General features: G+C 59.6%; 21 protein-coding genes. 8 read left to right on the top strand and 13 right to left on the bottom strand.

What is annotated here, in order from left to right:
• Positions 1-149 precede the first annotated feature (149 nt).
• The gene (locus tag ACYVHK_RS06155; protein ID WP_460528704.1) at positions 150-371 is read left to right on the top strand and encodes a hypothetical protein; all 222 of its coding nucleotides are present in this window, start codon (positions 150-152) and stop codon (positions 369-371) included.
• Here ACYVHK_RS06155 and ACYVHK_RS06150 read toward each other — a convergent pair.
• The gene (locus ACYVHK_RS06150; RefSeq protein WP_460528702.1) at positions 364-2,091 is read right to left on the bottom strand and encodes a methyl-accepting chemotaxis protein; all 1,728 of its coding nucleotides are present in this window, start codon (positions 2,089-2,091) and stop codon (positions 364-366) included. The genes ACYVHK_RS06155 and ACYVHK_RS06150 overlap by 8 nt on opposite strands.
• 269 nt (positions 2,092-2,360) lie before the next feature.
• Here ACYVHK_RS06150 and ACYVHK_RS06145 point away from each other — a divergent pair, with 269 nt between their 5' ends.
• The 7 genes from ACYVHK_RS06145 to ACYVHK_RS06115 all read left to right on the top strand — a co-directional run bounded on the left by ACYVHK_RS06145 (position 2,361) and on the right by ACYVHK_RS06115 (position 13,722).
• Positions 2,361-2,825, top strand: a complete 465-nt coding sequence (locus ACYVHK_RS06145; RefSeq protein ID WP_460528700.1) for a chemotaxis protein CheW — start codon at positions 2,361-2,363, stop codon at positions 2,823-2,825.
• On the top strand, positions 2,812-4,209 hold the full coding sequence (locus ACYVHK_RS06140; RefSeq protein WP_460528698.1) for a CheR family methyltransferase: 1,398 nt from the start codon (positions 2,812-2,814) through the stop codon (positions 4,207-4,209). Before ACYVHK_RS06145 ends, ACYVHK_RS06140 begins: the two co-directional genes overlap by 14 nt.
• Entirely contained in the window at positions 4,206-4,829 is a 624-nt protein-coding gene (locus tag ACYVHK_RS06135; protein ID WP_460528697.1) for a chemotaxis protein CheW, read from the top strand. Before ACYVHK_RS06140 ends, ACYVHK_RS06135 begins: the two co-directional genes overlap by 4 nt.
• A gap of 8 nt (positions 4,830-4,837) precedes the next feature.
• Positions 4,838-6,616, top strand: coding sequence for a methyl-accepting chemotaxis protein (locus ACYVHK_RS06130; RefSeq protein WP_460528696.1), 1,779 nt, complete (start codon positions 4,838-4,840; stop codon positions 6,614-6,616).
• 76 nt (positions 6,617-6,692) lie between these two features.
• Positions 6,693-9,035 (top strand): hybrid sensor histidine kinase/response regulator, encoded by a 2,343-nt coding sequence (locus ACYVHK_RS06125; RefSeq protein ID WP_460528694.1) that lies wholly within the window; start codon positions 6,693-6,695, stop codon positions 9,033-9,035.
• A 28-nt stretch (positions 9,036-9,063) separates the two neighbouring features.
• On the top strand, positions 9,064-10,086 hold the full coding sequence (locus ACYVHK_RS06120) for a chemotaxis protein CheB (RefSeq protein WP_460528692.1): 1,023 nt from the start codon (positions 9,064-9,066) through the stop codon (positions 10,084-10,086).
• Between the two features lie 54 nt (positions 10,087-10,140).
• A complete protein-coding gene (locus ACYVHK_RS06115) occupies positions 10,141-13,722 on the top strand; it encodes an EAL domain-containing protein (protein WP_460528690.1) in 3,582 nt (1,193 codons plus the stop codon).
• Between the two features lie 45 nt (positions 13,723-13,767).
• Here ACYVHK_RS06115 and ACYVHK_RS06110 read toward each other — a convergent pair whose 3' ends face one another.
• The 12 genes from ACYVHK_RS06110 to ACYVHK_RS06055 all read right to left on the bottom strand — a co-directional run bounded on the left by ACYVHK_RS06110 (position 13,768) and on the right by ACYVHK_RS06055 (position 25,041).
• Entirely contained in the window at positions 13,768-14,958 is a 1,191-nt protein-coding gene (locus tag ACYVHK_RS06110; protein WP_460528688.1) for a tetratricopeptide repeat protein, read from the bottom strand.
• 12 nt (positions 14,959-14,970) lie between these two features.
• Positions 14,971-15,825, bottom strand: coding sequence for an ExeA family protein (locus ACYVHK_RS06105; RefSeq protein WP_460528686.1), 855 nt, complete (start codon positions 15,823-15,825; stop codon positions 14,971-14,973).
• Positions 15,825-17,480, bottom strand: a complete 1,656-nt coding sequence (gene mshL, locus ACYVHK_RS06100) for a pilus (MSHA type) biogenesis protein MshL (protein ID WP_460528684.1) — start codon at positions 17,478-17,480, stop codon at positions 15,825-15,827. Before mshL ends, ACYVHK_RS06105 begins: the two co-directional genes overlap by 1 nt.
• Entirely contained in the window at positions 17,477-17,716 is a 240-nt protein-coding gene (locus tag ACYVHK_RS06095; RefSeq protein WP_460528683.1) for a hypothetical protein, read from the bottom strand. Before ACYVHK_RS06095 ends, mshL begins: the two co-directional genes overlap by 4 nt.
• Before the next feature lie 140 nt (positions 17,717-17,856).
• Entirely contained in the window at positions 17,857-18,495 is a 639-nt protein-coding gene (locus tag ACYVHK_RS06090) for a hypothetical protein (protein ID WP_460528681.1), read from the bottom strand.
• A complete protein-coding gene (locus ACYVHK_RS06085; protein WP_460528679.1) occupies positions 18,492-19,100 on the bottom strand; it encodes a PilN domain-containing protein in 609 nt (202 codons plus the stop codon). Before ACYVHK_RS06085 ends, ACYVHK_RS06090 begins: the two co-directional genes overlap by 4 nt.
• Positions 19,100-20,020 carry a type IV pilus biogenesis protein PilM gene (locus ACYVHK_RS06080; RefSeq protein ID WP_460528677.1) on the bottom strand — a complete coding sequence of 307 codons (921 nt, stop codon included), beginning with the start codon at positions 20,018-20,020 and terminating at the stop codon, positions 19,100-19,102. The genes ACYVHK_RS06085 and ACYVHK_RS06080 overlap by 1 nt, the downstream gene beginning before the upstream one ends.
• Positions 20,021-20,062: 42 nt before the next feature.
• A complete protein-coding gene (locus ACYVHK_RS06075; protein WP_460528675.1) occupies positions 20,063-22,888 on the bottom strand; it encodes a DUF6701 domain-containing protein in 2,826 nt (941 codons plus the stop codon).
• Complete coding sequence (locus tag ACYVHK_RS06070) at positions 22,885-23,328, bottom strand: hypothetical protein (protein WP_460528673.1); 444 nt, start codon at positions 23,326-23,328, stop codon at positions 22,885-22,887. Before ACYVHK_RS06070 ends, ACYVHK_RS06075 begins: the two co-directional genes overlap by 4 nt.
• On the bottom strand, positions 23,318-24,196 hold the full coding sequence (locus ACYVHK_RS06065) for a prepilin-type N-terminal cleavage/methylation domain-containing protein (protein ID WP_460528671.1): 879 nt from the start codon (positions 24,194-24,196) through the stop codon (positions 23,318-23,320). The genes ACYVHK_RS06070 and ACYVHK_RS06065 overlap by 11 nt, the downstream gene beginning before the upstream one ends.
• Positions 24,189-24,653, bottom strand: a complete 465-nt coding sequence (locus ACYVHK_RS06060) for a type IV pilus modification PilV family protein (RefSeq protein ID WP_460528669.1) — start codon at positions 24,651-24,653, stop codon at positions 24,189-24,191. Before ACYVHK_RS06060 ends, ACYVHK_RS06065 begins: the two co-directional genes overlap by 8 nt.
• Positions 24,643-25,041 carry a GspH/FimT family pseudopilin gene (locus ACYVHK_RS06055; protein ID WP_460528667.1) on the bottom strand — a complete coding sequence of 133 codons (399 nt, stop codon included), beginning with the start codon at positions 25,039-25,041 and terminating at the stop codon, positions 24,643-24,645. Before ACYVHK_RS06055 ends, ACYVHK_RS06060 begins: the two co-directional genes overlap by 11 nt.
• Between the last annotated feature and the right edge of the window lie 63 nt (positions 25,042-25,104).

Genomic DNA, 25,104 nt, shown 5'->3' with positions numbered 1-25,104 from the left:
GCCTAGACACTTGTAGATTTGCATGCTGATTATCGATCATCAACAGCATGGTTAGCCTCAAAACACTTGAATGCAGCCGAGCAGGTACGGCGCTGGATTGCTGGTCATGCTCAGGCGCCAAGCCCGAACCTGTAGGCGAGCAGGCGCCCTTGACCACATTGTTGCCCGGCGTCGCGGCCCGGTCAAACCCTGAAGCCGAGGCGGCTCTGCAAAGGTCTGCCATGGAAACCCGGCTTGCTGGCCCGCTTTTCTACACCCAGGGCCCGAGCAGCACGAAGCTGGCAGCTGACAGCGGTTTGCACCGCTTGGGCGCCAACAGACCGCAATACCTATCGGATATCAATGCGGCCTGGATGACGACTTTCAAGTGATAAAGCTATCCAACGTGCCGCTCAGGCGCAGACCGACCTGACGCAGGTCATGTGCGGCCTGCTCGATCGCCCGCATGCTCGCCAGGTTCTCAAGGTTGCCTTGACGAATATGCCGCATGGCAGCCGATATTTGTTGCACGCCAACGGCCTGCTGGCTGGCCGTCACCGCAATCTGCTGTGCAGCCAGGGCATTGCTGGATACGGCATCAGCCATCTGTGCGATGGCACTCCCTGCCTGGGAAGACTGCTGCACACCACTCTCTACAGCGTTGCTGCTGTGTTCGGTCGCTGTTACCAACCCCGACACCAGATGTTGGATATCCTGCAGGATGACCCGAATCTGATTGACAGCCTGCTTGGACTGCTCCGCCAGGCTTTTCATTTCCTGCGCTACCACCGCGAAACCCTTGCCCTGTTCACTGGCATGCGCGGCCTCGATGCTGGCATTGACAGCCAGAATGGTGGATTGCTCCGACAGGTCATTCACCACGTTGATGATGTTACCGATCGCCACGCTTTTCTCCGTCAACTGCGAGATCCGCTCGGCCACCACCAGCATCTTTTCCTGGATCAGAGTCATTCCCTGTGCCGTCTCACTCACGGCACGCTGGCCATGACCAGCAATCGCTGCCGCGGATTGGGCGTTGAGTGACACCTCCCCCATGCGTTGGGTCGTCAGTTCGGTAGTCTGTTGCAACTCTTCGACGGTGACTGCCAACTGGTTGGTCGCGGTAGCGGTCTCGTCCGCCGCAGCGGAAACCTGGGTCGCGCCGGTGAGTACCGTCCCCACCACGCTGGTCATGACATTGTTGCTCTCCTGCAAGGTGGCCACGACTTCCTGCAAGCGGCTGACCATGGTCTGGAAGGCAATGCCCAACTCATCCTTGCTCGAATTGACGGCGAGCTCGACGCGCAAATTCCCTTTGGAAATCAACGTCGCCGCATCGGCCTTGGTCTGCAGTGATCGACGCATATGCACGAATGCATCGGTGAGCACACCCAGTTCATCACTGCGCGGGGCAGTTATCAGATCCTGCGTCAGGTCGCCCAGAGATATCGCCTCTGCGGCCTGGGCAAGACGTTGCACCGGGGTAGCGATATTGCGCGCGATCAACGTACCGATTACCAGCACGAGCAAAATCGCAATGGGAATGCCGTAGGTGACCACGGCCACCGCCAGCGCGGCGCTTTGCTGCAATTGAATCTCGCGCGTCTTGAAAACAGCGTTTTCGGCACGCTCCATCGCCTTAATATGCGTGCGTATTCTATCCATCTCCTGCTTGCCCTGGTCCGTCAGCACCACGGCCAACGCGGCTTGCAATCCCTGCTCGCGACGCAAATCAATCGTGCTTTTCAATTCGGCCAATTTAATGGCCATTGATTTTTGCAACAACTCCAGTCGCTGTTGTTGCGCCGGATTGTCCACCGTCAATCGGCGCAGTATTGCCTGGGTCTCCGCAAGCTTCCTGAGGCTTGCCATATAAGGCTCGAGATAACTCTCCCGGCCGGTCAGCAGATATCCTCGCTGACCCGTCTCCGCATCTTTCAGCAAAGACTCGATCTCGCCAAGATTTTCCAGCACCGTAAAAGTATGTGCTCGCCAACTGGTTGCTTCTAGTAAGGAAGAAAGGCTTCGATAAGCCGTTATACCAATTGCCATGATTGCAATTAAAGCAACCAAATAGCCCAGGGTAATTTTACGACCTACAGTCCATTTCATACGCATCCTCCTGTATTGCAGGAACCCATTTTTTCGATCAATCCACCATTACGCGTGGCGGCCGAAGATGAGTATTTATTACTGCCCTGTTCCGCTTGCAAATGTCTTCTACCCAGCGGAGGGGGAGAATATATTTGCATGGCACAGCACGGCACACGGGCATGTACTAATCTAGGATGAATTCTGGAAGTTGGCTGCAAATGTGCGCCGTAGCGCTAAATGATTGCCAACCCGTATCGTATCTGCCGCTTCGGCGCAGGAGGAATGCAATGGCATCTGTCCATACGGTGCTGCCATTTGATCTGGGCGGTCAGCGCTTCGCGCTACCTCATCAGCAGGTCGTGCGCGTGCTGCCTGCGTTGCAACCTACGCCATTGCCCGTAGCTCTTCCCGCCATCGCCGGTATCTGTAATGTGCACGGCCAGTTGCTCCCGGTACTGGATATTTGCGCTCACCTGGGTTGGCCTGCCGCGCCCCTGCAACGTTGGTCCCACTGGATCTGGGTTCGCACTTCCCAAAGGGAGCTGATGCTGCCGGTCGACCGCAGCCATCCCGTTTGCGATATCAGCAGCGAGTTATTTTCCACAATGTCATTGCATATGGCCCCCAATGTGATCAAAGGTGTGCTGCGTGGCAGCGACGGACTCTTTCTCCTCCAGGACATGGAGGTTTTTCTGTCCCGGTCCGACGAAGCCGTGCTGACTCAGGCTCTGGCTGATTATGCGTCACACTGAAGCCATGACCCGGTCTGCAAGTTCTGGCGTTCCCCTGGGTGGGCTGGCAAAACAGCTGGCGGCGGATACCGGGCTGGATTTCAGTGGGGAAAAGGAAGAGAAACTACGCGCCGCCTTACGCCTTGCTGCCAGCCAATCAGATGATCCCGTCAGCACCCAGCGCGACTGGACAACCGAACAACTCGCCGAGTTGCTTCCCCATCTCGTCGTCGGGGAAACCTATTTCCAGCGTGATCAGGAAACACTCGCCACCCTGCAGGCAGACTTTTTACGGCCTTTGCTGGCGCGACGGCGCAGCGAAGGCCGCTATCAGCTCCGGCTATGGAGCGCCGCCTGCTGTACCGGCGAGGAAGCCTATACCCTGCTGTTCTCCCTGCACGAGCTGCTGGGAGACGAGCTGGATGCCTGGCATATCGACTTGCTGGCTACCGACCTCAACCCTGCCTTTATTGCCCATGCAGAGCGGGGGCTCTTCGGGGAGTACGCCTTCCGGCAAAGCAGCCCGGCATGGCGGCAGCGCTACTTCACCCCGCGTGGCAAGGGTTGGCAGTTGGCCCCGTACTGGCGGGATCGCGTGCAATTCAAGGTCCATAACCTGGCCGATGCCGGGCCACCCGATGAGTGGGGCAGCTTTGATCTAATCCTCTGCCGCAATGTACTGATGTACTTCACCCCTACCGCCATTGCCCAGGTATTAGCCAAGCTGGTCGCCCTGAAGACCCGGGAAGGACGGCTGATTCTTACTGCGGCAGAAGCGGGTCTGGTCAGCGCGGCGGGCTGGGATGGCGAAATGTTGGGCTTGGGCTACGCGGTAACCGACAGGCGAGTCCAAGCGCCCACCGCCATCCTCCCACCAGAACGACGTCGCCCCCTCCCACCGCGGCCCGTAGCGCCCCCGCCGGTACGCGCACGCAAGACACCGCCATCGCCTCACCGGCCGGCCAAGGTCACGCCAGGCCGGGAAGCGCTCGCTGAAGACTCACCTGAGTTGCGCCAGCAGATCGAGGCGATCCGAGCTTTGGCAAACAGCGGCCAGATGAAGGAGGCCGAGACGCTGTGCAAAAGCATGGTCAAAGCGTCCCCGCTCTACACCACACCTTACTGGCTGCTCGCTTTGTATCAGTTTGAATCAGGCCAACTGGAAGCGGCATTGTCCAACCTGCAGCGACTTGCCTACCTGAACCCCGATTTTGTATTGGCCACCTACCTGGAAGCCCAGATACAGGTGACGTTGGGAAGACAGGCACAGGCCGGCAAGGCCAAGCGGCTATGCCTGCAAATGCTGGCAAGGCAGCAGGACGATGCCCCGATCGACGAAGGGGATGGGCTCAGTGCCGGCCAATTGAGGCAACTCTGTCTTGCATTGAGGGTGGAGCAGGGATGAGTACATCTGAGAGCGGGTCACCGGACGTCTCGGCAAGCATCTCCTGGCAGGGCTTGCGTAACCAGCTGGACGAGCTGGCGACGCAGCTTGCACATGGTTTTGACGTAAGCCCAGAAGAACATGCGCAGCTATTGAACGCACGCTCGAAGAGCTGGGAAGCGATACCCAGCATCGCGGCGCAGGCTCAGCTGAGCGTACTTGCCTTCACGCTGGGTGATGAAACCTATGGCATCGAGATGCACCACGTCGATGAAGTCATGCCGCTGCGGCACGTGACTTCCTTGCCCGGCACACCGGCCTTCCTGCGTGGCATCGTCAATGTACGGGGTCGTATCGTCTCGGTGGTCGATCTGCGCGTTCTTTTCGACATGCCCAAACGTGGACTGGCGGATCGGAATCACCTGCTCATCCTGCGAAACGACGAGATGGAATTCGGCCTGCTTGCGGATCGTGTCATCGGTGTACAGCCGATCAGCGCCGCCGGCCTGCAAACCGAAATGACCGGATTGTCCGGATTGAGGCGCGCCTTGCTCAAGGGTATTAGCGACCAGCATTGGACCATTCTGGATGGCACCAGACTGCTGATGGACCCGGCACTTCGCATTGACGAAATCAGTTAGGAACGCTCATGTGGTTAATGAACCTGCGTACTGCCACGAAGCTCTTCAGTGCCTTTGCCCTGATTTCACTGGGCTTTATGGGCCTGCTTTATCTGGCACAGGACAGCGTCCAGACTTTGCGAAGTAATACCGTCGCCATCAGCAAACTCAACCGTGATCTCGGTGATTTCAAGGAAATACGTTTCAACATGCACGATGTACGCTCCGAGGTCCTGGGCGCCTTGCTGGCCCAGGATGCGGGCCGCGCAGCCGCCATCACATCCCGTTTCAAGGCGCTGACCGATGCTGATGTGGAGGCGTTGCGGCGCTTGGAAAGCGACGCGGCCACCGACCCGGAGCTCAGCAAGCTGGTCCTTGAGGTCAAGCAGCTATGGCTGGCTTTTGTCGATGTCCGCGACCACCAGATCATCCCGCATCTGGCTGAGGGAAAATTCGATGAGGCCCGTTTGCTGGCTACCGGTGCGCAAGGAACGCGTGTCACCCAACTACGGCAACTGGCGGTTGAGCTGGATCAACTGGTCGGGAAGCGCATCAGCCAGCTTGAGGCGCGCAATGCTGACCTGATCGAACAGCAACTGCTCCGGATGTACGGCTTGGGCGGCGCCTTGCTGCTACTGGCTGCACTGCTGGCTTGGTCATTGAGCAATAGCATCGCAAAGCCGCTCGGCTTGTTGACCCGCTATGCCCGACAGATCAGCGTGGGCGACATTCCCCGGCAGGCTGCACTGACTGATCGTCGGGACGAACTCGGTGAGCTCAGCCAGGCGTTTGCCCGCATGGGAGATTATCTCGAACAGTTGGCAGTACAGGCGGGAAAGCTGGCCGAGGGTGACCTGAGCGAGCGCCCAGCCCCGCGATCAGACAAGGATGTACTAGGTATCTCGTTCGGTCGCATGGTGGATAGCCTCAGCGTGCTTGCACAAGAAATACAGGAAGGCGTTGTAGTCATTGCAAGCGCAAGCGAGGAGATTCTTGCTACCTCGGGTCAGGTGGCGGGCGGTGCGCAGAACAGCGCCACCGCCATCACTGAGATCGCTACGACCATCGAGGAGGTGAAACAGACCGCCACGATGGCCCATCACCGTGCCGCAGAGGTCAGCGAGGCCGCGAGCCGCAATCGCCAGATCGTGGAGGAAGGCCGCAGTTCCATTGCTCAAACGCTCAGCAGCATGACGCTGGTACGCGAGCAGATGCATTTCATGGCGGAGAACGTGATGAGACTGAGCGAGCAAAGCCAGGCGATCGGCGACATCGTCGCCACCGTCAACGATCTCGCGGAGCAGACCAATCTCCTTGGGGTCAATGCCTCGATCGAAGCCGGTAAGGCAGGCGATGCCGGACGCGGGTTTTCAGTGGTTGCGCTCGAAGTGAAAGCCCTGGCGGAGCAATCCAAGCAGGCAACCGCCCAGGTAAGGACCATACTCGGGGAAGTGCAGCGCGCCATGACACGCGCCGCCATGGCTGCAGAACAAGGTAGCAAGGCGGTAGATACCAGTTTCGAACACACCCGGTTGAGTGACGAAGCCATTCGCGAATTGTCCGAGAGTGTTGAGCAATCCGGCGATGTCGCCTTGCAAATCGCCGCGACCAGCCAGCAGCAGCTTGCGGGTATCGAGCAGGTGGTCTCCGCCATGGACGCCATCCGGCGTACCAGCAAAGACAACGCCGCCGGCGCCCAGCAGGTGGACCAATCTGCGCGTGACCTGCATGGCCTGGGGAGTCGGCTGAAAATGGCCGTAGGTCAGTTCAGGATCGCCCAGGTCAGCGCTGGCGATCGCCGCCCCTAGCGTGCAGGTTCAACAGGATGCTGACTGACTTGACCCACCCAGTACCAACCCGCGATCAGACCTGAACGGAATCGGTATGCCGATAGATCGGGAAGCGCTGCTTAGAAGTTTGCTTGCCTCATTCCATGAAGAGGCGGCTGAACGCATCAGCGCGCTGGATGCCAGCCTGTCGGCATGGCAGGTCGCTACACCGGATCGGGAATCCATAGAACGGGTATTTCGCGAGGTGCATAGCCTCAAAGGCGCTGCCGGCGCTGTCGGACGTAGCGATATAGAGAGGGTGTGCCACGCCTGGGAGGCACTGCTGGTGAGTCTGCGCACCGGCAAACAGGCATTCCGGCCCGAAATGGCGGGACTCTCCCTGACAACATTGCTGCTACTCAAGCGAGGTTTGGCGAGTGAGGAACTGGCGGCGGGCGATGTCAAACGGACATGCAACGCACTTGCCCAGATGCAGCAGGACGGAACATCAACGCCTGGCGACACGCTGGTTCCGCTAACGGAGCCATCTGTCGCTACGGCGCAGCCTGATCCCACGCCTGGTCCGACAAATCCCACACCCTTGCCGACAATGCCTACGGCAGCGCCATCCGCACCAACACCGCCATCGGTCATGGACCGCCCGCCCGAACCGGCAGGGGATCGTACCGCGGCCTGGCGCAGCCAGACAATCCGGGTCAGGGCAGAGCTTTGTGATCAGTTTGCTTATCACAGCGAGGCACTCAGACAGGCACGCCTGCAGGCCCAATCATTGCAAGCGGGCATGCAGGGTTTGCTGCAAGGTTTCGATGAAATATGGCAACGCCGGGGACGCAGCGCCGCCATCGTGGAGCGTTTGCGCAAACAACTGGACGCCGGCGAGGCCCCCAGCCCGGAATATCTGCGTAATCTCCTCGATTGGCAGGATGGTAATCGGGATCTGCTCGATCAGCTGCATGCCAGCGCCGATCAGATGAAACGGGGTGGTACGTTACTGAGCGGCGAGTTGAATGTGCTGAGCGATGAGCTGAGCAGGGCGGTCAATGACATGCTGCAGATGTCATGCCGTAGTTTGCTCGATGAGTTGCCTGCACTCGTCGAGGACCTGGCCCAGCAGACCGGCAAGCAGGCCTTGTTGAAGCTGCCCGCGACTCACCTGCAGGTCGACAAGCGGATACTCGATGCCTTGCGCACACCCTTGCTGCATCTGATGCGCAATGCCATAGACCACGGTATCGAGCTGCCCACGGTCCGACGCGACATGGGCAAGCCGGAAACCGGGCAGCTCGAGATTGACATCTACCAGGACAGCGCCAGTCATTTCTGTCTGAAATTGCGGGATGACGGCTGCGGCATCAATGCCGATAAGGTTCGTCGCAAGGCCGAGGAAATCGGTCTCCTCAAGGTCGGCGACAACAGTCTGGATACCCAGCAGATCATCGGATTCATCTTCGAGTCCGGCCTATCCACCAGCCCCAAACTGACCAACCTGTCCGGCCGCGGCATGGGCCTCTCCATCGTCAGGGAGGAGCTGGAACAACTGGGCGGCAGCGTAGAGGTGGCCAACCTGCCACAAGCAGGTACCGAATTCACCATCCGGCTACCCATGAGCCGGTCCTCCTTTAGGGTCGTTCTGGTCAAATCAGGCGAACACCTGTTCGGTGTTCCCGCTACGGCCGTCTTGCGCACCGTAAGGCTGCCCATTAGCGCCATAGGTCGGATCGAAAACAAGGCCTCGGTTGACATCAATGGCACCTTTCTGCCGGTCTGGTCCTTGGCGGAAGTCCTGGAACTGAACATGCCGGAGGTACCTTCGGATTATGTCGTTCTCATGGTGATAGGCGATTCACCACAGTATCTCGCCTTGCAGGTCGATACCTTGCTGGGCGATCAGGAAATCACCCTCAAGCCCCTGGGCAAGCAACTGAAACGGGTTCGCAACCTGCTGGGCGCCACCGTCTTGGGTGACGGGACTCTGGTGCCGGTCCTGCACCCGCAGGACCTGTACCGGAGCGCCTTGCAGAGCGCTGGCATGGCCTTCGTTCCCCGTCAGACCAGCATGACAATGGCCAAGCGCAAGGCCCGTATCCTGGTCGCGGACGACTCATTTACCTCGAGGGGACTGCTGCGTGCGCTGCTGGAAACCGATGGTTACGACGTCCAGACCGCCAACGATGGCCTCGAAGCCTGGAACCGGCTCAAGCAGGGCGAGTTCGATTTACTGGTATCCGATATCGAAATGCCGCGTATGGATGGCTTTACGCTTACCGGCAAGGTTCGCGCAGACAAGACCCTCAATATCTTGCCCGTCGTACTGATCACCGCCCTGCATTCCGAAGAGGACAGGGCACGAGGACTGGAAGCGGGTGCCAATGCCTACCTGGTCAAGGGTGGATTGGAGCAGGACACCGTATTGGCGGCTGTAAGGCGCCTCTTGTAGCGAATCAGACATCCAAGGGAAGTCAGAGATGCACGTACTGCTGATAGACGATTCGATAGTGATCAGAAAACTGCTCCGTGCCATTCTGGAGAGCGATGGCTTTCAGGTGAGCGAAGCAAGCAGTGGCCAGGATGCTCTGGATCAATTGCCCAGTTTGCAGCCGGACCTGATCTCCATGGATGTCCATATGCCGGGGCTTGATGGCTTCGAGACAACTCGCCGCATCATGCAGATACGGCCCACCCCCATTGTGATCGTGACGGCGGGAGTCAACCTGCCTGGTGTAGAGACCGCCATGCAGGCCCTGGCGGCAGGCGCGCTCATGGTCCTCGACAAACCAACCAGCCCCGTAGACCCGAGTTTCCAGTCCAGGACAGACATCCTGCTCAGCACCTTTCGGCATCTGGCCTATATGAAGGTGAGCCAGCCGGCCGTTAATGCATCGGAAGTGGACCAACTGCCACACGAAGCCCTGGCGCTCTGGCGCCAGCGTGGGATCAAGGCTATGGCGATCGGCGCCTCCGCCGGCGGCCCCGCCGCACTGAAAGGCATTCTGGCCCAGCTAAGAACGGACTGCCCCTGGCCCATACTGCTGGTCCAGCATATTTCGAGCGGCTTCGTCGACAGCTTTTGCGCCTGGCTATCCGACCAGACCCGTCTGCCGGTACGGCAGGCAGGGCATGGTCAGAAGGCGGTGCCCGCTCATATCTATGTGGCGCCGGATGGTCAGAACCTTGGGCTGGACGGCCAGTTACGCCTGATATTGGATAGCGGTACCGCCAGTACCCTGACCAAACCATCCGTCGACTATCTGTTCGATAGTCTGGCCAGTGCCATCCGTGGCCAGGTGCTGGCCGTCCTGCTCTCGGGCATGGGACGTGATGGTTCGGAAGGTATAACCCGGCTCAAAGCGCTGGGCGCGCTGACGCTAGTGCAGCAACCGGCATCGTCGGTCGTCGCCGGTATGCCGCAGGCTGCGATAGAGTTGAACGGCGCCTGTTTTGTGCTGACGCCACAAGGCATCGCCCGAACCGTTAACACCATGATGTAGCACATAAAACTCGGTAAAGCTGGTCAGAACACATATGTCTGGAGGGTGGTCGGTATGCTGCGAGGATTCGACATTCTGATAGTGGAAGACAGCCTGACCCAGGCTGAACAGTTACGTGATCTGCTGGAAACTCACGGCTGCGTGGTCAGGACGGCAAGCAATGGCCGGGAAGCACTTAACCTGATTGAGCAGCGCCTTCCGACAGTCATCGTTAGCGACATCGTCATGCCCAAGATGGATGGTTATGAATTGTGTCGCCATCTCAAAGCCAACGAAGCCACCAAACTGCTGCCGGTCATCCTCGTCACCCATCTGTCCGACCCCCGCGATGTACTGCACGGGCTAGCTTGTGGCGCCGACAACTTCATCATCAAGCCCTACGACGAAAAATACCTGATCTCCCGTATCCGCTATCTACTGGCCAATCTCGAGTTCCGGAGCAGCGAGCGGCTATCAATGGGTGTCGAGATCGTCCTGGAGGGGGAGCGGCATTTCATCACGGCAGCACGGCAGCAGATTCTTGACCTGCTTATCTCGACCTACGAACAAGGCATACGCCTCAACAACCAGTTGCAGGCCAAGCATCTGGAGCTGTCAGAATCCCATTCGCTGCTCGATAGCCTGTTTCATTTTGCGGCGGGGTTGACCGAGACCAAGACCGAGCCGGAGTTGATCGACGGTGCCTTGACCGCCCTCAGCGCGTTCCCGCGCTGCAAGGGTGCCTGGCTGATGCTGGCGGAGAAGTTCATCGCCGATTCGCCCTTACGTTATGCCGGTGCCTGTGGCGACATAGACGTAGGGCCATTGCAGACCGAAGCGGCCGAAGAAAGCCAGGCATTGCATGCCATCAGCCACGATGGCCTGACCTCCGCGTTCAATATCGTGGATGCGGGCGCAGCGGCCAAAGGCATCAAGGGTACCTACGCCTGCGTCCCGCTCTGGCTAGGCGGTGATCTGGTCGGCACCTTGAACGTACTGCATGAAGAAGAAAGCCCCTGGCCGGAGGCGGAGCTCAATGCATTGACTGCCTTGGGGCAGCAGATGGCCGTGGCACTGACCCGTTCGCGACTATTCGACAAGCTCGAAGGCCTGGTTGCCGAGCGTACGAGCGCCTTGCGAGTCGAGATGGCGGAGCGTGAGCGGGCAGAAGTTGCGTTGCGGCACAGCGAAGCATTGATGCACAAGGTGCTCGAGACACTGCCAGTGGGTGTCTGGGTGACCGACAATCGCGGCAATATCCTGCTGCACAATCCCGAAGCGTTGCGTATCTGGGGCGGCACGGCCCCTTTCACCCTGGCGCCAGAGCAGGCTGCGGGCGGCTTCCCGGAAGGATCCGCCGATGCCGTGCAGGCGATGCGGACGGCGCTGAACCGTGCGCTGACAATGGGGGACGTCGTTCATAATGAAGTTCGCCATATGGAGTCATTTGATGGCGCCAAACGCACACTGCTCAATTCCGTCGTCCCACTGGCGGATGAGCGGAACCGCATCCAGGGCGCCATCATGGTCGAGCAGGACATCACGGCGCAGCAGGTGATCGACCTGGAGCTCCGCATCCGTAACCGCGCGATCGAAGCCAGCGTTAATGCCATCGTCATCACCGACAATCGCGCGCCCGACAATCCTATTGTCTATGTGAATCAGGCTTTCGAACGTATCACCGGCTACAAGTCCGAGATGGTGACCGGGCGCAATTGCCGCTTCCTGCAAGGGAATGACAAGGACCAGGTCGCACTGGCCGGCATACGCTGGGCCATCCAGCAGGGAAGCGAGGGCAAGGCATTGCTCCGCAACTATCGCCGCGACGGCTCCATGTTCTGGAACGAGCTGCGCGTCGCCCCGTCTTTCGACAGCCAGGGCGGCATCAGCCATTTTGTCGGGGTGCTCAACGATGTCACCGAAGCCAAGCGCTATCAGGATGAACTCGAGCATCAGGCCAATTTCGATACGCTCACGACACTGCCCAATCGCAACCTGCTGCTGGACCGGATACACCAGGCCGTCGTGCAGGCCCACCGCAAGGGAGAACGGTTTGCGCTGGCCTTCCTGGATCTCGATAACTTCAAGTATGTGAACGACAGCCTAGGTCACTCGGTCGGCGACATGCTACTGGTGCAGGTTGCCAAGCGCATCCAGGGCTGCGTGCGGGAATTCGACACCCTGGCACGGCTAGGCGGGGATGAGTTCGTCTTGTTGCTGCCGGAAACGCGCAACGAGGCAGAGGTCGATGTGACGCTGCAGCGGATCAACGCCCAGTTGGCCCTGCCCATCCAGTTGTCCGAGCAGATCGAACTTTATGTCTCAGGTAGCATCGGCTACTGCTTCTATCCCACCGACGGGGCGGACGCCGATGAACTGCTGCGCAACGCAGACACCGCCATGTACAAGGCCAAGGAGCTTGGCAAGAGCCAGGCCAGCCGCTTTGATCTGACCATGAATGACTCGGTCCAGCGGCGCGTAGCCCTGGAGCGTGATCTTCGCCGTGCCATCGCCCAGAACGACCTGGTCATGTACTACCAGCCGCAACTGGATCTTCGTACAGGGGCACTGTGCGGGTTCGAGGCGCTGATACGCTGGCGCATGGAGGACCGCATCATTTCCCCGCTGGAATTCATCCCGGTGGCAGAGGAGTCCGGACTGATACGGGAGGTTGATCGCTACGTCATCAACACCGTCTTCCAGCAATTGGCGGAGTGGCTCGCCGCCGGCTACGACCCGGGCGAGATTGCCATCAATGTGTCCACCTACAGCCTGCAGGAACACAGCATCGTCCAGCACATCGTCGACGCGCTGGCCTGCTATGCCGTTCCACCCCACTACATCAAGCTGGAAGTCACCGAAGGCCTGCTGATGAAGAACGTGGATACGGCGCAACGCATCATGACCGCCTTGAAGGAGGTCGGGCTGAAATGGTCCATCGATGACTTCGGCACCGGCTATTCGGCCTTAAGCTACCTACGCAAATACCCCTTCGACCAGTTGAAGATCGACAAGAGTTTTATCGAAGACGTGCACCTGAACATGGACAATGCCTCGGTGACCCGGGCCATTGTCAGCATGGCACACTCGCTGGGTATCAGCGTGATCGCAGAAGGGGTCGAATCGGCCGAGCAACTGGGCTTCCTGCTGCAGGCAGGGTGCGAGCAGATACAAGGCTACTACTACTCCCCGCCGCTCCCGGCCAATAGTTGCGGAGAATTGCTGGCGGAAAACGGTAGCCTGAGCCTGCCCAAGATTGCACTGAACCGCAATCCACGTACCTTGCTGGTGGTCGATAGCGAGCCCAAGGTCCATGCCGTCATATGGCGGGAGTTGCATCGGGAGGGATACAACATCCTTAACTGCGATACTCCCGAGGCCGCGCTGAATATCCTCGCGATCAACCAGGTCAGCGTCGTGATTGCCGATCAACGCCTACCCGGCATCAGTGGCTCCGACTTCCTGCGTCAGGTCAAGGTACTGCACCCTGACACGGTCCGGATCGCCATGAGCAGCTATGCAGATGTCGAGTCCATACTGCTGGCCATCAACGAAGGGGCCATCTTCCGTTTCATCACCAAACCATGGCAACCAGCCCAGTTGAAGGAGCAATTGCGGGAGGGGTTCAAGCAGTACGATCTGAATCGCCTGCTCTAGGGTGACGATCGGGACGGGTAGCGCCCCTGGACAAGGAGGAGGGCGCTACTCGCTCAACTGGCGCTGGGCATAGGCCGCCATCTGCGGCGTCAGGTTGGTGTTCTGCAAGGCATGGCGGAAGGCCTCCCGGGCTTTCTCCTTCTGCTTGGCCTCCGCCAGTGCCATGCCCATGCCGACCCACCAGGTACCCATTTCGCCATTCAGGGCCAAAGCTGCGCGGTAGGCCGCCGCAGAATCAGCCGGCCTGTTTGTCCGCAATAGCAGGGCGGCCTGGAACGCTAGAGAGTCGGCAGTTTCGCCGCCTGCAGGTCGATACTGCTGCAGCACTTGCAGCGCGCCAGGGACATCCTTGCGTTCGACCTTCAACCGCGCCAGCGCCATGATCAATTCCGGCTGGGTGCTATCCCAGGCCAGACCTGCCTGTACCACGGCTTCCGCCTCATCCAGCTTGCCGGCCTGCAATAGCAGATTGGCCAACAGACTGCGGGCAGCCATATGCTGTGGCCGCAACGCTAGGCATTGGCTCAGCAACTCCCTGGCAGCGGGCGAAGGCTGATTTCTGGCTTGTGCATACAGATAATCTGCGTGCTGCAAGGCCGAGACTTGCTTGACCGGCAGGCTAGTCTCATCCGGTTTCACTTTCGCCAGCGCCTTTTTCCCCTCCTTGACCGGTTTGTCTGCCTTGTCTGCCTTGTCTGCCTTGTCTGCCTTGTCTGCCTTGTCTGCCTTGTCTGCCTTGTCTGCCTTGTCTGCCTTGTCTGCCTTGTCTGCCTTGTCTGCCTTGTCTGCCTTGTCTACCTTCTCAGCTACGCGTTGGTGCTGCGTCTCCTTGCTGGATGTCACCGGCTCTGCACGATCCGTCGGCGCGCTATCAGCAGGGACGGTGGTCGCCTCAGGGGCAGGTTTGACCACCGCATCGGAGGCGCCCGCGGACGGCGATACAGTGGCCTGCGGCGCCTCGGGCATGACCACGACGGAGGGGAGCTGATCGGGAACTGCGATATTGCTGGCCGAGGCCACAGGGGAGGGCGCGACAGGACGTGGTGCCGCGATGGATGGAACAGGAACAGGTGCTGGCGGGATTGTCGTTTTACGCACCACGCCCAGCCAATAAGCAGCGGCCCCAACCAGCAACAGTATCAGCAGGCAAACGACCGCTAGCCAACGCCGTTTTCGTCCGGGGACAGGGGCGTCCCGGCTGAAGAAATCGTCGAACATCTGGTTGATGGCGCTCATATCTACCCCGGGTTAGCCCAGCAACTTGATCCACAGCCAGTGCAGGCGCGGGAGTAAATCGTAGACAGCGGCGCTGTCTTTGATGGCAAGCAGCATTTCGGACCACTCAACCCGGCCTTTCTGTCGGCCATAGGCCAGCATCAGTGCCTTGTGGCAAAGTACGTTGACCAACCTTGGCAAGCCACGGCTGCCTATGCGGAGCAGATAGCAGGCGCCACGGCTGAACGGAAGCGGCCCAGCCCCACCCACGACATGCAGGCGATGCCGCAGATAGCCCCGTAATTCATCGCGGCTAAGCCGTTGCAAGTGATATTCGAAGGTGATGCGCTGCTTGAGCTGTCTCAACTGGGGGTGCTGCAGTCGCAGGTTCAGCTCGGGTTGCCCAAACAGGACGATCTGCAATAGCTTGGTACGGCGAGACTCGAGGTTGGAAAGCAGCCTCAAGGCTTCCAGCGTCTGCGCCGACATGATCTGGGCTTCATCAATGCAAAGGATCACGCGCAAGCCCGCTGCATGAAGATGCGCAATCGCCCGGTGCAGATCAGGAATCTGCGGTATACCCGAACCATCGGCCGCGACCACTTCCAGTTGCCTGCCCAGTTCGAGCAGCAAACCATCCGGGGGTAAGGCGGGGCTCGGGAGATACAGCATCAACCAATCCGGGTCACTTTCGGCCATGAGGGTGTGACAGAGCAAGGTCTTGCCGGTCCCGACCTCTCCCGTGATCTTCACAAAGCCCTCACCCTCGGCCAGCGCGATACGCAAGGTCTCCAGCGCCTCCCTGGCCGGCCTGCTGGCGTAGTAGAAGGCGGGGTCAGCGATCAATCCGAAGGGAGGGGCAGCGAGGCCAAAGTGCCGGTAGTACATCAGCGTGGAACTGCCTGTATCTGGGACAGACGCTGCTCCACTTTCGCCAGCTCGGTACCATCTTCATCCGAATAGGAAGCCTTGAGCAGAATCACCAGCTCCTGCTTCACCGAGTTCTGTGCGTCATTGCTGAACAGGCTGCCAAGCACCGGAATCTTGCCCAGTCCCGGTACTTCATTGCGATTGCGGTTGGTTGTACGGCTCATCAGGCCACCTATGGCAATCACCTGCCCGACACGTGCCCTGACGATGCTGTCGGTCTCCTTGATCGAGCTGGAGGCCAGCGGCAGGCTGAAGGTCCCGGCCTGGCCCAGGTCGATCTGCTTGGTAACCGTGGTGACATCGCTGACCGAGGGATGCACATGCAGGATGACATTGCCCTCACCATCAATCTGCGGGGTGACATCCAGCGCAACGCCGGAGAAGAAAGGTTGAGTGGTAAAGGAGGGGGAATAGGTCGTTGTCGTGCCGTTAGTGGAGTTATTGGTCGTCACACCAGTGACGAAGAATTCGTCCGTCCCGACCTTGAGCACCGCCTGCTGGTTATTGAGCGTGGCGATGCGCGGGCTGGACAGCACCTCGACCGACCCTTGGCTGCCCAGTATCTGCAACATCACGCCGAAGTCCGTTGTCTGCAGCGCCATGGCAAAGAGCCCGCCCGAAGTCCGGCCCTGAGCCCCGGACAAGCCGCCCCCCAGTACCGAAGCCATGGTCCCCGTGGCCGTCGTACCCACGCCAGGGTATCGGAGCGCACCACCATTGACACCCGAACCAAAGCCGAAGGGCTTGCCATCCCGCGTACCCAGCACATTCCAGTTGATACCGCTCTGAAATCCATCCTGCAACTGCACTTCCAGTATCTTCGCTTCCAGCGTCACCTGCCTGACCAGCGACCCCTGGCTGACTTTCAGGTACTCCTCGATCGCCCTCAGTTCGTCCGGCATGGCGCGGACCACTACGACATTCGCGTCCGGGTTGATGATGACGCTTCGACCATCTCCCTCAGGCACCAGGGCCGTCAAGGTCGCAGCCAGTGTCTGCCAGAAATTGGTCTGCTTACTGGTACGCACCCGCGTGCTGTTGACCACCGTAGTATTGCCGCTATTTCCGCTGCCACCACTGCCCGCGATGCTGTTATCGGTCAGCGAACCGGAAATCACACGGACTTCCGACTCGCCATTCCGTAAAGCGGTCGGATAATTGACCTGAAAAATACGACTGCGCAGCCCCGACGGTTGCACCATGATCCGCGTCCCCTCGATCCGGTACTCATAGCCATACAGATCGCGCAGCGCCTGCATGACCTCCGGTACCGTCACGTTCTTCAACTGCAGTGAGACCGTGCCTTTGATATCGGGGTGCACCAGCATGTTGTAGGGCGTATCGGCCACCATGCCGACCAGTACCTGGTTGACCTGCGCGTTGTTGACGACCAAGTCGAATCGCGGCGCCAGCGGTGCCACATCCTGTGTGATCGCCTGAACGGCAAGCGGTGGCAGCAAGGCATCCCTGACCGCTGCATCCGACGGTGCCGCCACCAGCCGCGCCTCATCGACCGAGCTGCGTATCTGGCCCAGATTCGCCTGTCGTTCCGTCGTGGAGGCGCAGGCGGCAAGTACAAGAGGCAATAATCCAGCGATTAATAGCGTTTTCATTGTGCCGGGCTCGATGATGGAGAGGTTGCCGCCGAAGAAGGCTTGCGGCGTGGCGACTGAAGATGAACGGCAGGAACCAGTAACAACCGCTCCCGTACGCCTTCTCGCAACAGCGTGACGCCCTTGGCGTCGATCGCGACAATGCGGGCGTCGCCCACGCTGTCGCCTATGCGCAAGGGCTTGTCATCGATCCAGGCGCGAGTATCGCGTCCGCGTACCCGGATCAGTGTCAGCATCGGCGGCTTTGCGGCAGGAACATCACCCGCCACCGCTTTGCTTGCCGGTATTCGTACCTGCGGGGCCAGGGTTGGGTCCCGAGGGAGCGGATTCGCCGCAACGCCCAGAATCGGCATGCACAACAAACCCACCCACAACCTCATAGCGCAAGCCATGATCCCTCCTCACTCAGCGTAGAGAAGGTCAGCTTCAATTTCGGCACGCCAGACTGGCTGGAAAAATCCATGGACTCCCAATAGATCTTCCAGTTGCTGCTCTCCAGCTTCTGCAGGTAGTCGCGCAGGGCAAAATAGTCACCACTGATTTCTAGCACCTGGCGATGCCGCCAAAGGCTCGGTCCACTGGCCTCAGTGGCAGCCGCACCCAGCACAACAGGCGGCTGTGTTTCTATCTGGTCCAGATGGAGCCGGCTGTCCTGACTGACCAGGTCACGCAGCAACTCCCCCGCCTGGCTAGGCGGCACCAGTTGCTCCCGGATCTCGATCAATTTTTCCAAGTGGGTGGAGATGTCCGCTTTGGCATCTTTCACCTGAACCAGCGTGGTACGCAGGTCGACGTTCCCCTCCAGCGGCCCACTCACGCCTTTGAGCGCAACGGTGACCTCCTGCAGCTGCGCAAGCAGACGCGCCCGCTCTACCTCCAGCGGACGTAAAAGCAGTCGATCAGCCAGCAGTATCAGCAGCAGGATCGCGATACCCAGCGTCATCGCCCTTTGCCGCAAGGGGCGGTTATCCAGATAGAAGGTCAGGCCCGTGAGTTGATTACGCAGGCTATTCATGGCTTGGCATCCGACTTGTCGGTATTGCGCAATGCAAAGCGGACACCACCTGGCTGGTTCTCGCCGGTATCGGTTGCCGTACCGAGCTGCAAACCGGCAAACCGTCGCCCGATGAAAACCCGCTGCTCGTTCAGGGAACGGATATAGGCCGGCACCTGCGCCGCCGACAGCGCTCGGCCATCAATGCTCAGTTGCTCGTCATGTACCGAAAAGCCGGTCAGCCAAACGCCTTCCACATGGGCCTGGGAAAAGCCGTCGAAATAATGGGAGAAAGGCTGGCTGGAGGCCTGGCTCTGCATATGGGCCAGCAATTGCTGCCGGGTCTCCGCAACATTGGAAACCCGGGAGAGATTATTGGCCATGGCGGTGGCCAACTGCATATTGCTCGTACTCATCAACTGGCTGGCTGCAGCCGATAGCTTGGCATGACTGGCCTGCAGGTCCTGCAGCTGTGCCCGAGCATGTTGCTGCTGATAACGACCACCAAACCATGCCAGCAAGGCAAGCACGATGATCAGGCCGCATACCAATGCCAGCAGCTTGGCCCCGAACAACTTGGGCAGCGTGCGAAATTGCGGATTGAACAGGTTGATCTGCTGTGCCATCACGCCCTCACATCACGGAGTGCGGCGCCGATGAGAGGCATCATCATGACTTGCTGGCGTTCATCGGGGATCAGATCGGCAATACCGTCCAGCACCCCATGGATATTCCCAAGCTCGACAGGTAGATCAAGACTGTCCCGCAAGGCCTCCAGTACAGGCTCAGGATCGCAGGGCAGCATGATCACCACATGGCTGACGCTCAGGTCGCGGAAATAGCGGTCTATATGGTCAAGCGTGCGCTTCACCTCGCGCTGTATTCGATCAAGCAGCGCATCGCGCTCCTGGCTATCCCGAATCAACTTCTGGGCACCGGCCTCCAGGTTACGCACCATATAAAGCTCGCCCTCGAAGACGACCAGCAACATGCCGTGGTCCATGTCGAACCACGCCATGATGACGGCCTGCCCATTTCGCTCGAACAAGGCGGCAACATTGCGCAGGGCCAGCTCAGGGATATCGATGACCTCCAGGGGCACATTGATGGCCCGAAAAGCCGCGACCTTCTCCTGGATGTAGGTATTACGGCCCGCTACCACCAGCATCATGGGCGGACGGATCACATCGCGTTTGCCGGGTGGAATATCGACGACGTCCAGCGTGACATGCTCGATATGCGCTTCCAGCATGTCCTTGACCCGCCATTTCACGGCAGATCGCAATTCCTCACGGGCGACATTCGGCGCATCGATCTGAAGGACACGATAGGCATCCTGCTCAAGCAGGGTGGTAACGCGGGTACGGGTGGAGAGCCGACCGGGATGCATATCCACGGCCGCCACCGTCTCGAACAGGCGGAGTACCGGTTTGGGGCCACGACGGGAGACGCGCGCCAGCGTCCAGCCATCGGCGCCAACGTCGATAGCCGCCCAACCACGGCGATCATTCCTTCTCCTGAAATAACTCAGCAATATATTCCACATAGGGAGTGCCGATGTCTTTAGTTATCGTTAACAAATAGCCGCTTAATAGTTTTCTCGCAAATAAATAAGCGGTTGTTTCAAGTCATAGAGCCCCAACGTGGCGCGGGCCCAAGGCATTAGGCTGACGTTGAAATTCCCGCCAGCCGCAACACCTTTCAGGTATGAAAATCCATAAGCATCCAGATCCAGCGTCAAATCGACACTGCCTCTGACATTGGCACCCGGGCGCAACAAGGACAGGACAATTTTTCCCTGATTGGCCACCGTGGCGCCATAACTGACATGGCTGATACCCATATTGCTGGCATTAAGCCCGCCTTGATAATTCCCCAGGCTCGCCACGCCGACGCCATTGGGTGTAATCAAGGTGCAATTGTCATTACGATTCTGGGTAAAACCATTGCTCCAGCTTTCCACCACGGCAGGAATAGGCAGATCAAGCTGGTCCGAACCCAGTGCATTCGACAGCTTCAACCGGCCATACCGCAGCACACTTGTTCCCAGGCTCAGATGATTGAGAGAACCGCTATTGGTCGTATCCAGGTTGAGCGCACTGCTTGCCAATGCCGTGCTATCACTGTCCACCGGTGCTATGCCCGCATAGACGTTCAGATAGGGGCCATCCGGGGCTGTGGCCCTGGCAATACTGAACAGGGTTGCCGCCGTCGCTACGCCACTCGCCCAGCTCACAGCCTGGCTCGTCACGGAAAGACGCGCGGCAAAAGGGGTACGAATGGCCCCCGTGATATCGATGGCATCCAAGCCCAATGACGCGCTGCTGACCAGCTTGGCATAACCAAGGGTCCCGTCGTAGTTCCGGGTCGTCTGCCCGGCTGCGGCCTGCGCGGTCAGTTGCATCTGCGCCCTTAGCGGCTCGCCCAGATAGGTGAAGCTGGAGGCCGGCACACAGCTCAGATCCGCGCGATTACTCAGTACCGGGCTCGATACGGAAAAATGATGCGGCGCGAATCGGCCCAGATTGGCGGACGCCGTCAAAACCGACCCATCGCCACTGCCCAAGTCTCCAATGCCCAGATAACCCAATCCGGAGATACTGCCGACATGCGGCGTCAACGTCATGATTCCGACCTCATTCCAGGCAAGGTCCGTCAACGTCGCCGCGCCCCCGCTGTATCCCGTGTTCAGCAGGTAACCGCCAAACTGGCTGGCACCTGCAGTCGTCTGCGCTGTCGCCAATGTACCGCCGACGGGAGAAACCAATCCAGCAATCAAGACCGCCCCCTGCGTGGGGGTTTCCTTACCAAAATTGGGTGTGACCGCACCACCCGAAGCTTGCGCCGTCACCGTCATGGTCAAAGCATCACCCGCACGGGCAAATAGGGGGCTGCTCGCCGTCGTCGGATTACTCGGTGGCGCCGCACCGGTCGACGTACGCTTGATATTGCTGAGTACGAGGGTATAGGGCTTGACCACAATGCTGCCGCTACCGCTCATGCTCAGCCCCAGATCACCGTTCAGCAAGGTTCCGGTATACGCCGCATTGAGCGACAACTGACCCACGTCGGCATAGTTGAGCCGTATCTGCGCCTGACCGCTGCCATTGAAGGCCAACACAAAGGGCGTACCCGGCGCACTGCCACCCAGGGCCGCAGTACTGGCGACGCCCGCCGGATTGGCTGTCAGGCTGACGGCCTTGCTTCCACTGTTCGGGTTGGTGTACGCGGCCCAGAAGGAGACCACCCGGCTGACATTCGCAAAGCTCGGTACGCATTGCTGCGTTGCCGGATCAGCCCCCAGCGCCGCGACCGTAATGGTGCTGGAATTGATCCCGGCCACCATATTGGGCAAGGTGTAACTGGGTGGATTGAACACCAGGCCACTGTCGTATACCTGGATCGTACAACTGCCGTTCCCGCCACTCGGGCAGGTGGTCGTGTTCGAAAAAGCAGGGGTAGATGAACTGACAGACAACGTGTAGCTGCCCGGAGACATGGGCTGGAAAGGGTAGGTCCCCGTGCCGCTGATCAAGGTCTGCGCCACGCCGTTGGTCCAACCGGTAAGCGGGGATAGCGTGACCAGCACCGCGCCGTTGTAGACCGAGCTGCAAGCCGCATCCATACAAGCTTTGATCGTGATATTGGCTGGTTTGCAAGTCAAACCGGTAATCGGCGGATTCAGCTCGAAATGATGGATAGTGACGGGTGGCACGGCAGGGTTGAGCGCCACCTGCTGTCCAACGTTGGCGGTAACACTGACCGCCAACGTCGTCAGGGAGGGGCAACTACCCGCGGATGCCAGTAGTTTCCCGCCGTTCAGAATCGTCACGCCCAGCACAGGGTTAGTCGTAGTCGTCGCGTAAGGCGTAATCCCCGCGCCGATCGTCAAGCCAAGCGCGCCAGTATTGAAGCCAAACAGGGCTACTTGCATTGTCCCCGCAGGGCAGGAGGCTATCGCAGGGATCGTTGAAAGCAGCAATACACCACCCGCACCACTATGCCCAAAGATAGGGGAGCTGTTATCCACGCCACGAAAGGTAATCATGCTGCCCGCTACCCATGTAGCGGAACTCAGACTGAAACTGTACGAAGCCGGCTCACTGGCACCGGCGACCCGATAAAATATTGCCTGCGTCATGCCTGCCGAAAGCAAAGTCTGAGAATTGGAACGAATGGCCGTCCAACCCGCCGGGGCGGTGATGGTCTCGCTCGCCTTGGAAGCGGCTATCTGAGCGATCAGCACGTCGCCCGACACCGTGCCGGCGGGTACCGGCACGGCGATGGCCAATGCAGTAGCGTTGCTACTTATTGCAGTGGTTGCTGCGATCTCGGTAATGGCGGCAAAGCCTTGTGCCGCAGACAGCATCAACAGCATCAAAGCACAACGGAACAAACCCGTTAAGTAGCTCATACGCAACTTCCCCCGCTACCGTCCACGCACCGCGACACACTGGCCGAAAGCTGCCGCTCCACATAATTGAGCGAGCGCTGACTCGGGCCGCAGGTATTTCCCGACGGCAAGTTGCAGGCTGTGGCGGTCAACTGGTAGATCGTCACCGTATTGCCCGCCACGTTGTGCGTACTGCTGCTGCATTGCAGATTGATCGTGAAGTCCGCCATCTGCCCCCCCAGATTCAAATCCGTGTTGCTGCAGACACTCCCGTTAAGCGCCCGGTACGCTGCGTATTCAATCCCCGCCCGGGCCGCCTGGTAGGCACGGCTGCCCTGAAAATCCAGTATGTTGCTCTGCTGGCTCGTCGTACTGAGCGTAAGCACAAAGGCACCGATCGCACTGAGCACGACAAGCAGAAACAGGGCGGCGATCAGGGCGAATCCGCGCTCACGGCACATTGCTGATATGCACCGAGTTGAAAAGGCTGACCGTATCGCCACCGCGTGCCAAGGTCAGCCGTATATTGATCAGCCCACTACGCTGCAGGGCAGCGAGCGGATCTGGGTCGTAGCTGATGGAACAGGCGCTGATATAGCGGCTCATGAGCGCCACCTTCGCGCCGGAAGGGGCTGCGGTAGGCTGCGTCGCCACAATGGCATAGCTGCGCCATAGCGTCAGCGTACCGCTGCCGTCACCCGCGGCGTCGACAGCGCCCGGCGCGCATACATAGCTCTGCACTCCGCTGACCACATGAAAGCGGTTACCCGGCGACGCCAAGGGGAAAGTCTGGTTGTCGAAAGTCAGATGGGATTCACCCGCCAGACTACCGGCAGTCACGGTACGGATGGTGCTGCGGTTCTGGCCCGTATACGCATTCGCCGTACCGAGCCCCAGGTTGTAGATCACCAGTTGGTCGGTGTTGACCTGCACCGCATTGTTGCCGGAGGCGGGCAGGGAACCCAATGTATCGAACGAGGTATCGCCGCTGAACGACAAAGGATCACCAGCCCCGGCATCCGAAGTCTGGTCGCGATAGCGTCCGCCGGTACGGGTCTGCAGAAACTCGACATAGGTGATCGTGCCACTGGTCGTCAGCCGGATGCTGTTGGGCAGGGCAAGGCGCAGATCACGGCTCAGCCTGCGCATGATCGCATCACCCGCCGTCGTCAGCTCCGCCCGCTGGCGGTTCAGCAAGTACGACCGTATTGGCCCCGCAAGAAAGACCGATACCGTAGCGGCGATGACAGCAACAATGGTCAGCACCATCGTCATCTCGATCAGGGTGAAGCCCCGGCTGGCCCGCATCGGTAGGCGTCGCTCAACCATAGTTGAACCGATAACCGGTTAAACGGGTGGTGGCCCCGAGGGCGTCCGTTACTGTGACGGTAATCACCCAGACATCGCTCGCGACAACACCGCCCACCGGTGCCGAGGGCTGCGTAGCACTGACCTGCACGGTGTAGGCACCCAAGCCTGCAACGGCAACACCATCCAGCGTCGTGATCCCTGTCGCGCTGTAACCGTTGTACGCCGAGACATGGTCATACAGCGTACGGCTACTGCCGGCATAGGCGCCCGTTGGCGCGCTGAAAGGCTGTAGCAGGACTTCCTCCAGCATGGATTCCGCAATCATGAGGGCCTGCTTGCGTACCAGCGGGTCACCACTGGACTTCGCCGTCACGCCGTAGACCAGCAGTACGCCGGCCACCGCAATCCCGACGATCAGGATGAAGAACAGCAATTCGAAGAGTGTAAAGCCGCCTTGCCGGCGCTCAGTGCACATAGCCGGTCTCCGCCTCGATGGTGACGGTCTGTCCGACATCGGCAGTCAGGCTCAGCTGCAGGTTGCCGCTCAGGCTGGTCGCACCCAGCGCATCGAAACTGAACGATGCCGTGGTAGCGAGCCCCACACCGCCCGGCACGGACAGCCGGAATGGTGTGCTGCCATCTGCAGCCGTCGCGGGCTGGGCGCATGCCACATCCAGGCAAAAATCGACCTGGGCGCTACTGACCCTGACATAGATCGGCGCGCGCTGGGCTATCGCCATCTCGCGCGCAAAGCGCAGGTTGGCGATCAACTGGTCGGCAAAGCCACGGGCTGAGAATTGCTGGACATTGAACAGGCGTGGCGACATGACGGCAAAGAAGGTCGCCATCACGATCATCACCATGACAATTTCGGCCAGCGTAAAACCCCGACTTTGGCGCAATGGCAGACCAGGTACCCCAGCGTG

This window comes from Chitinimonas naiadis (assembly GCF_054780835.1).
The sequence above is the reverse complement of the archived record's forward strand: the minus strand, read 5'-3'. Positions and strand labels throughout refer to the sequence as shown.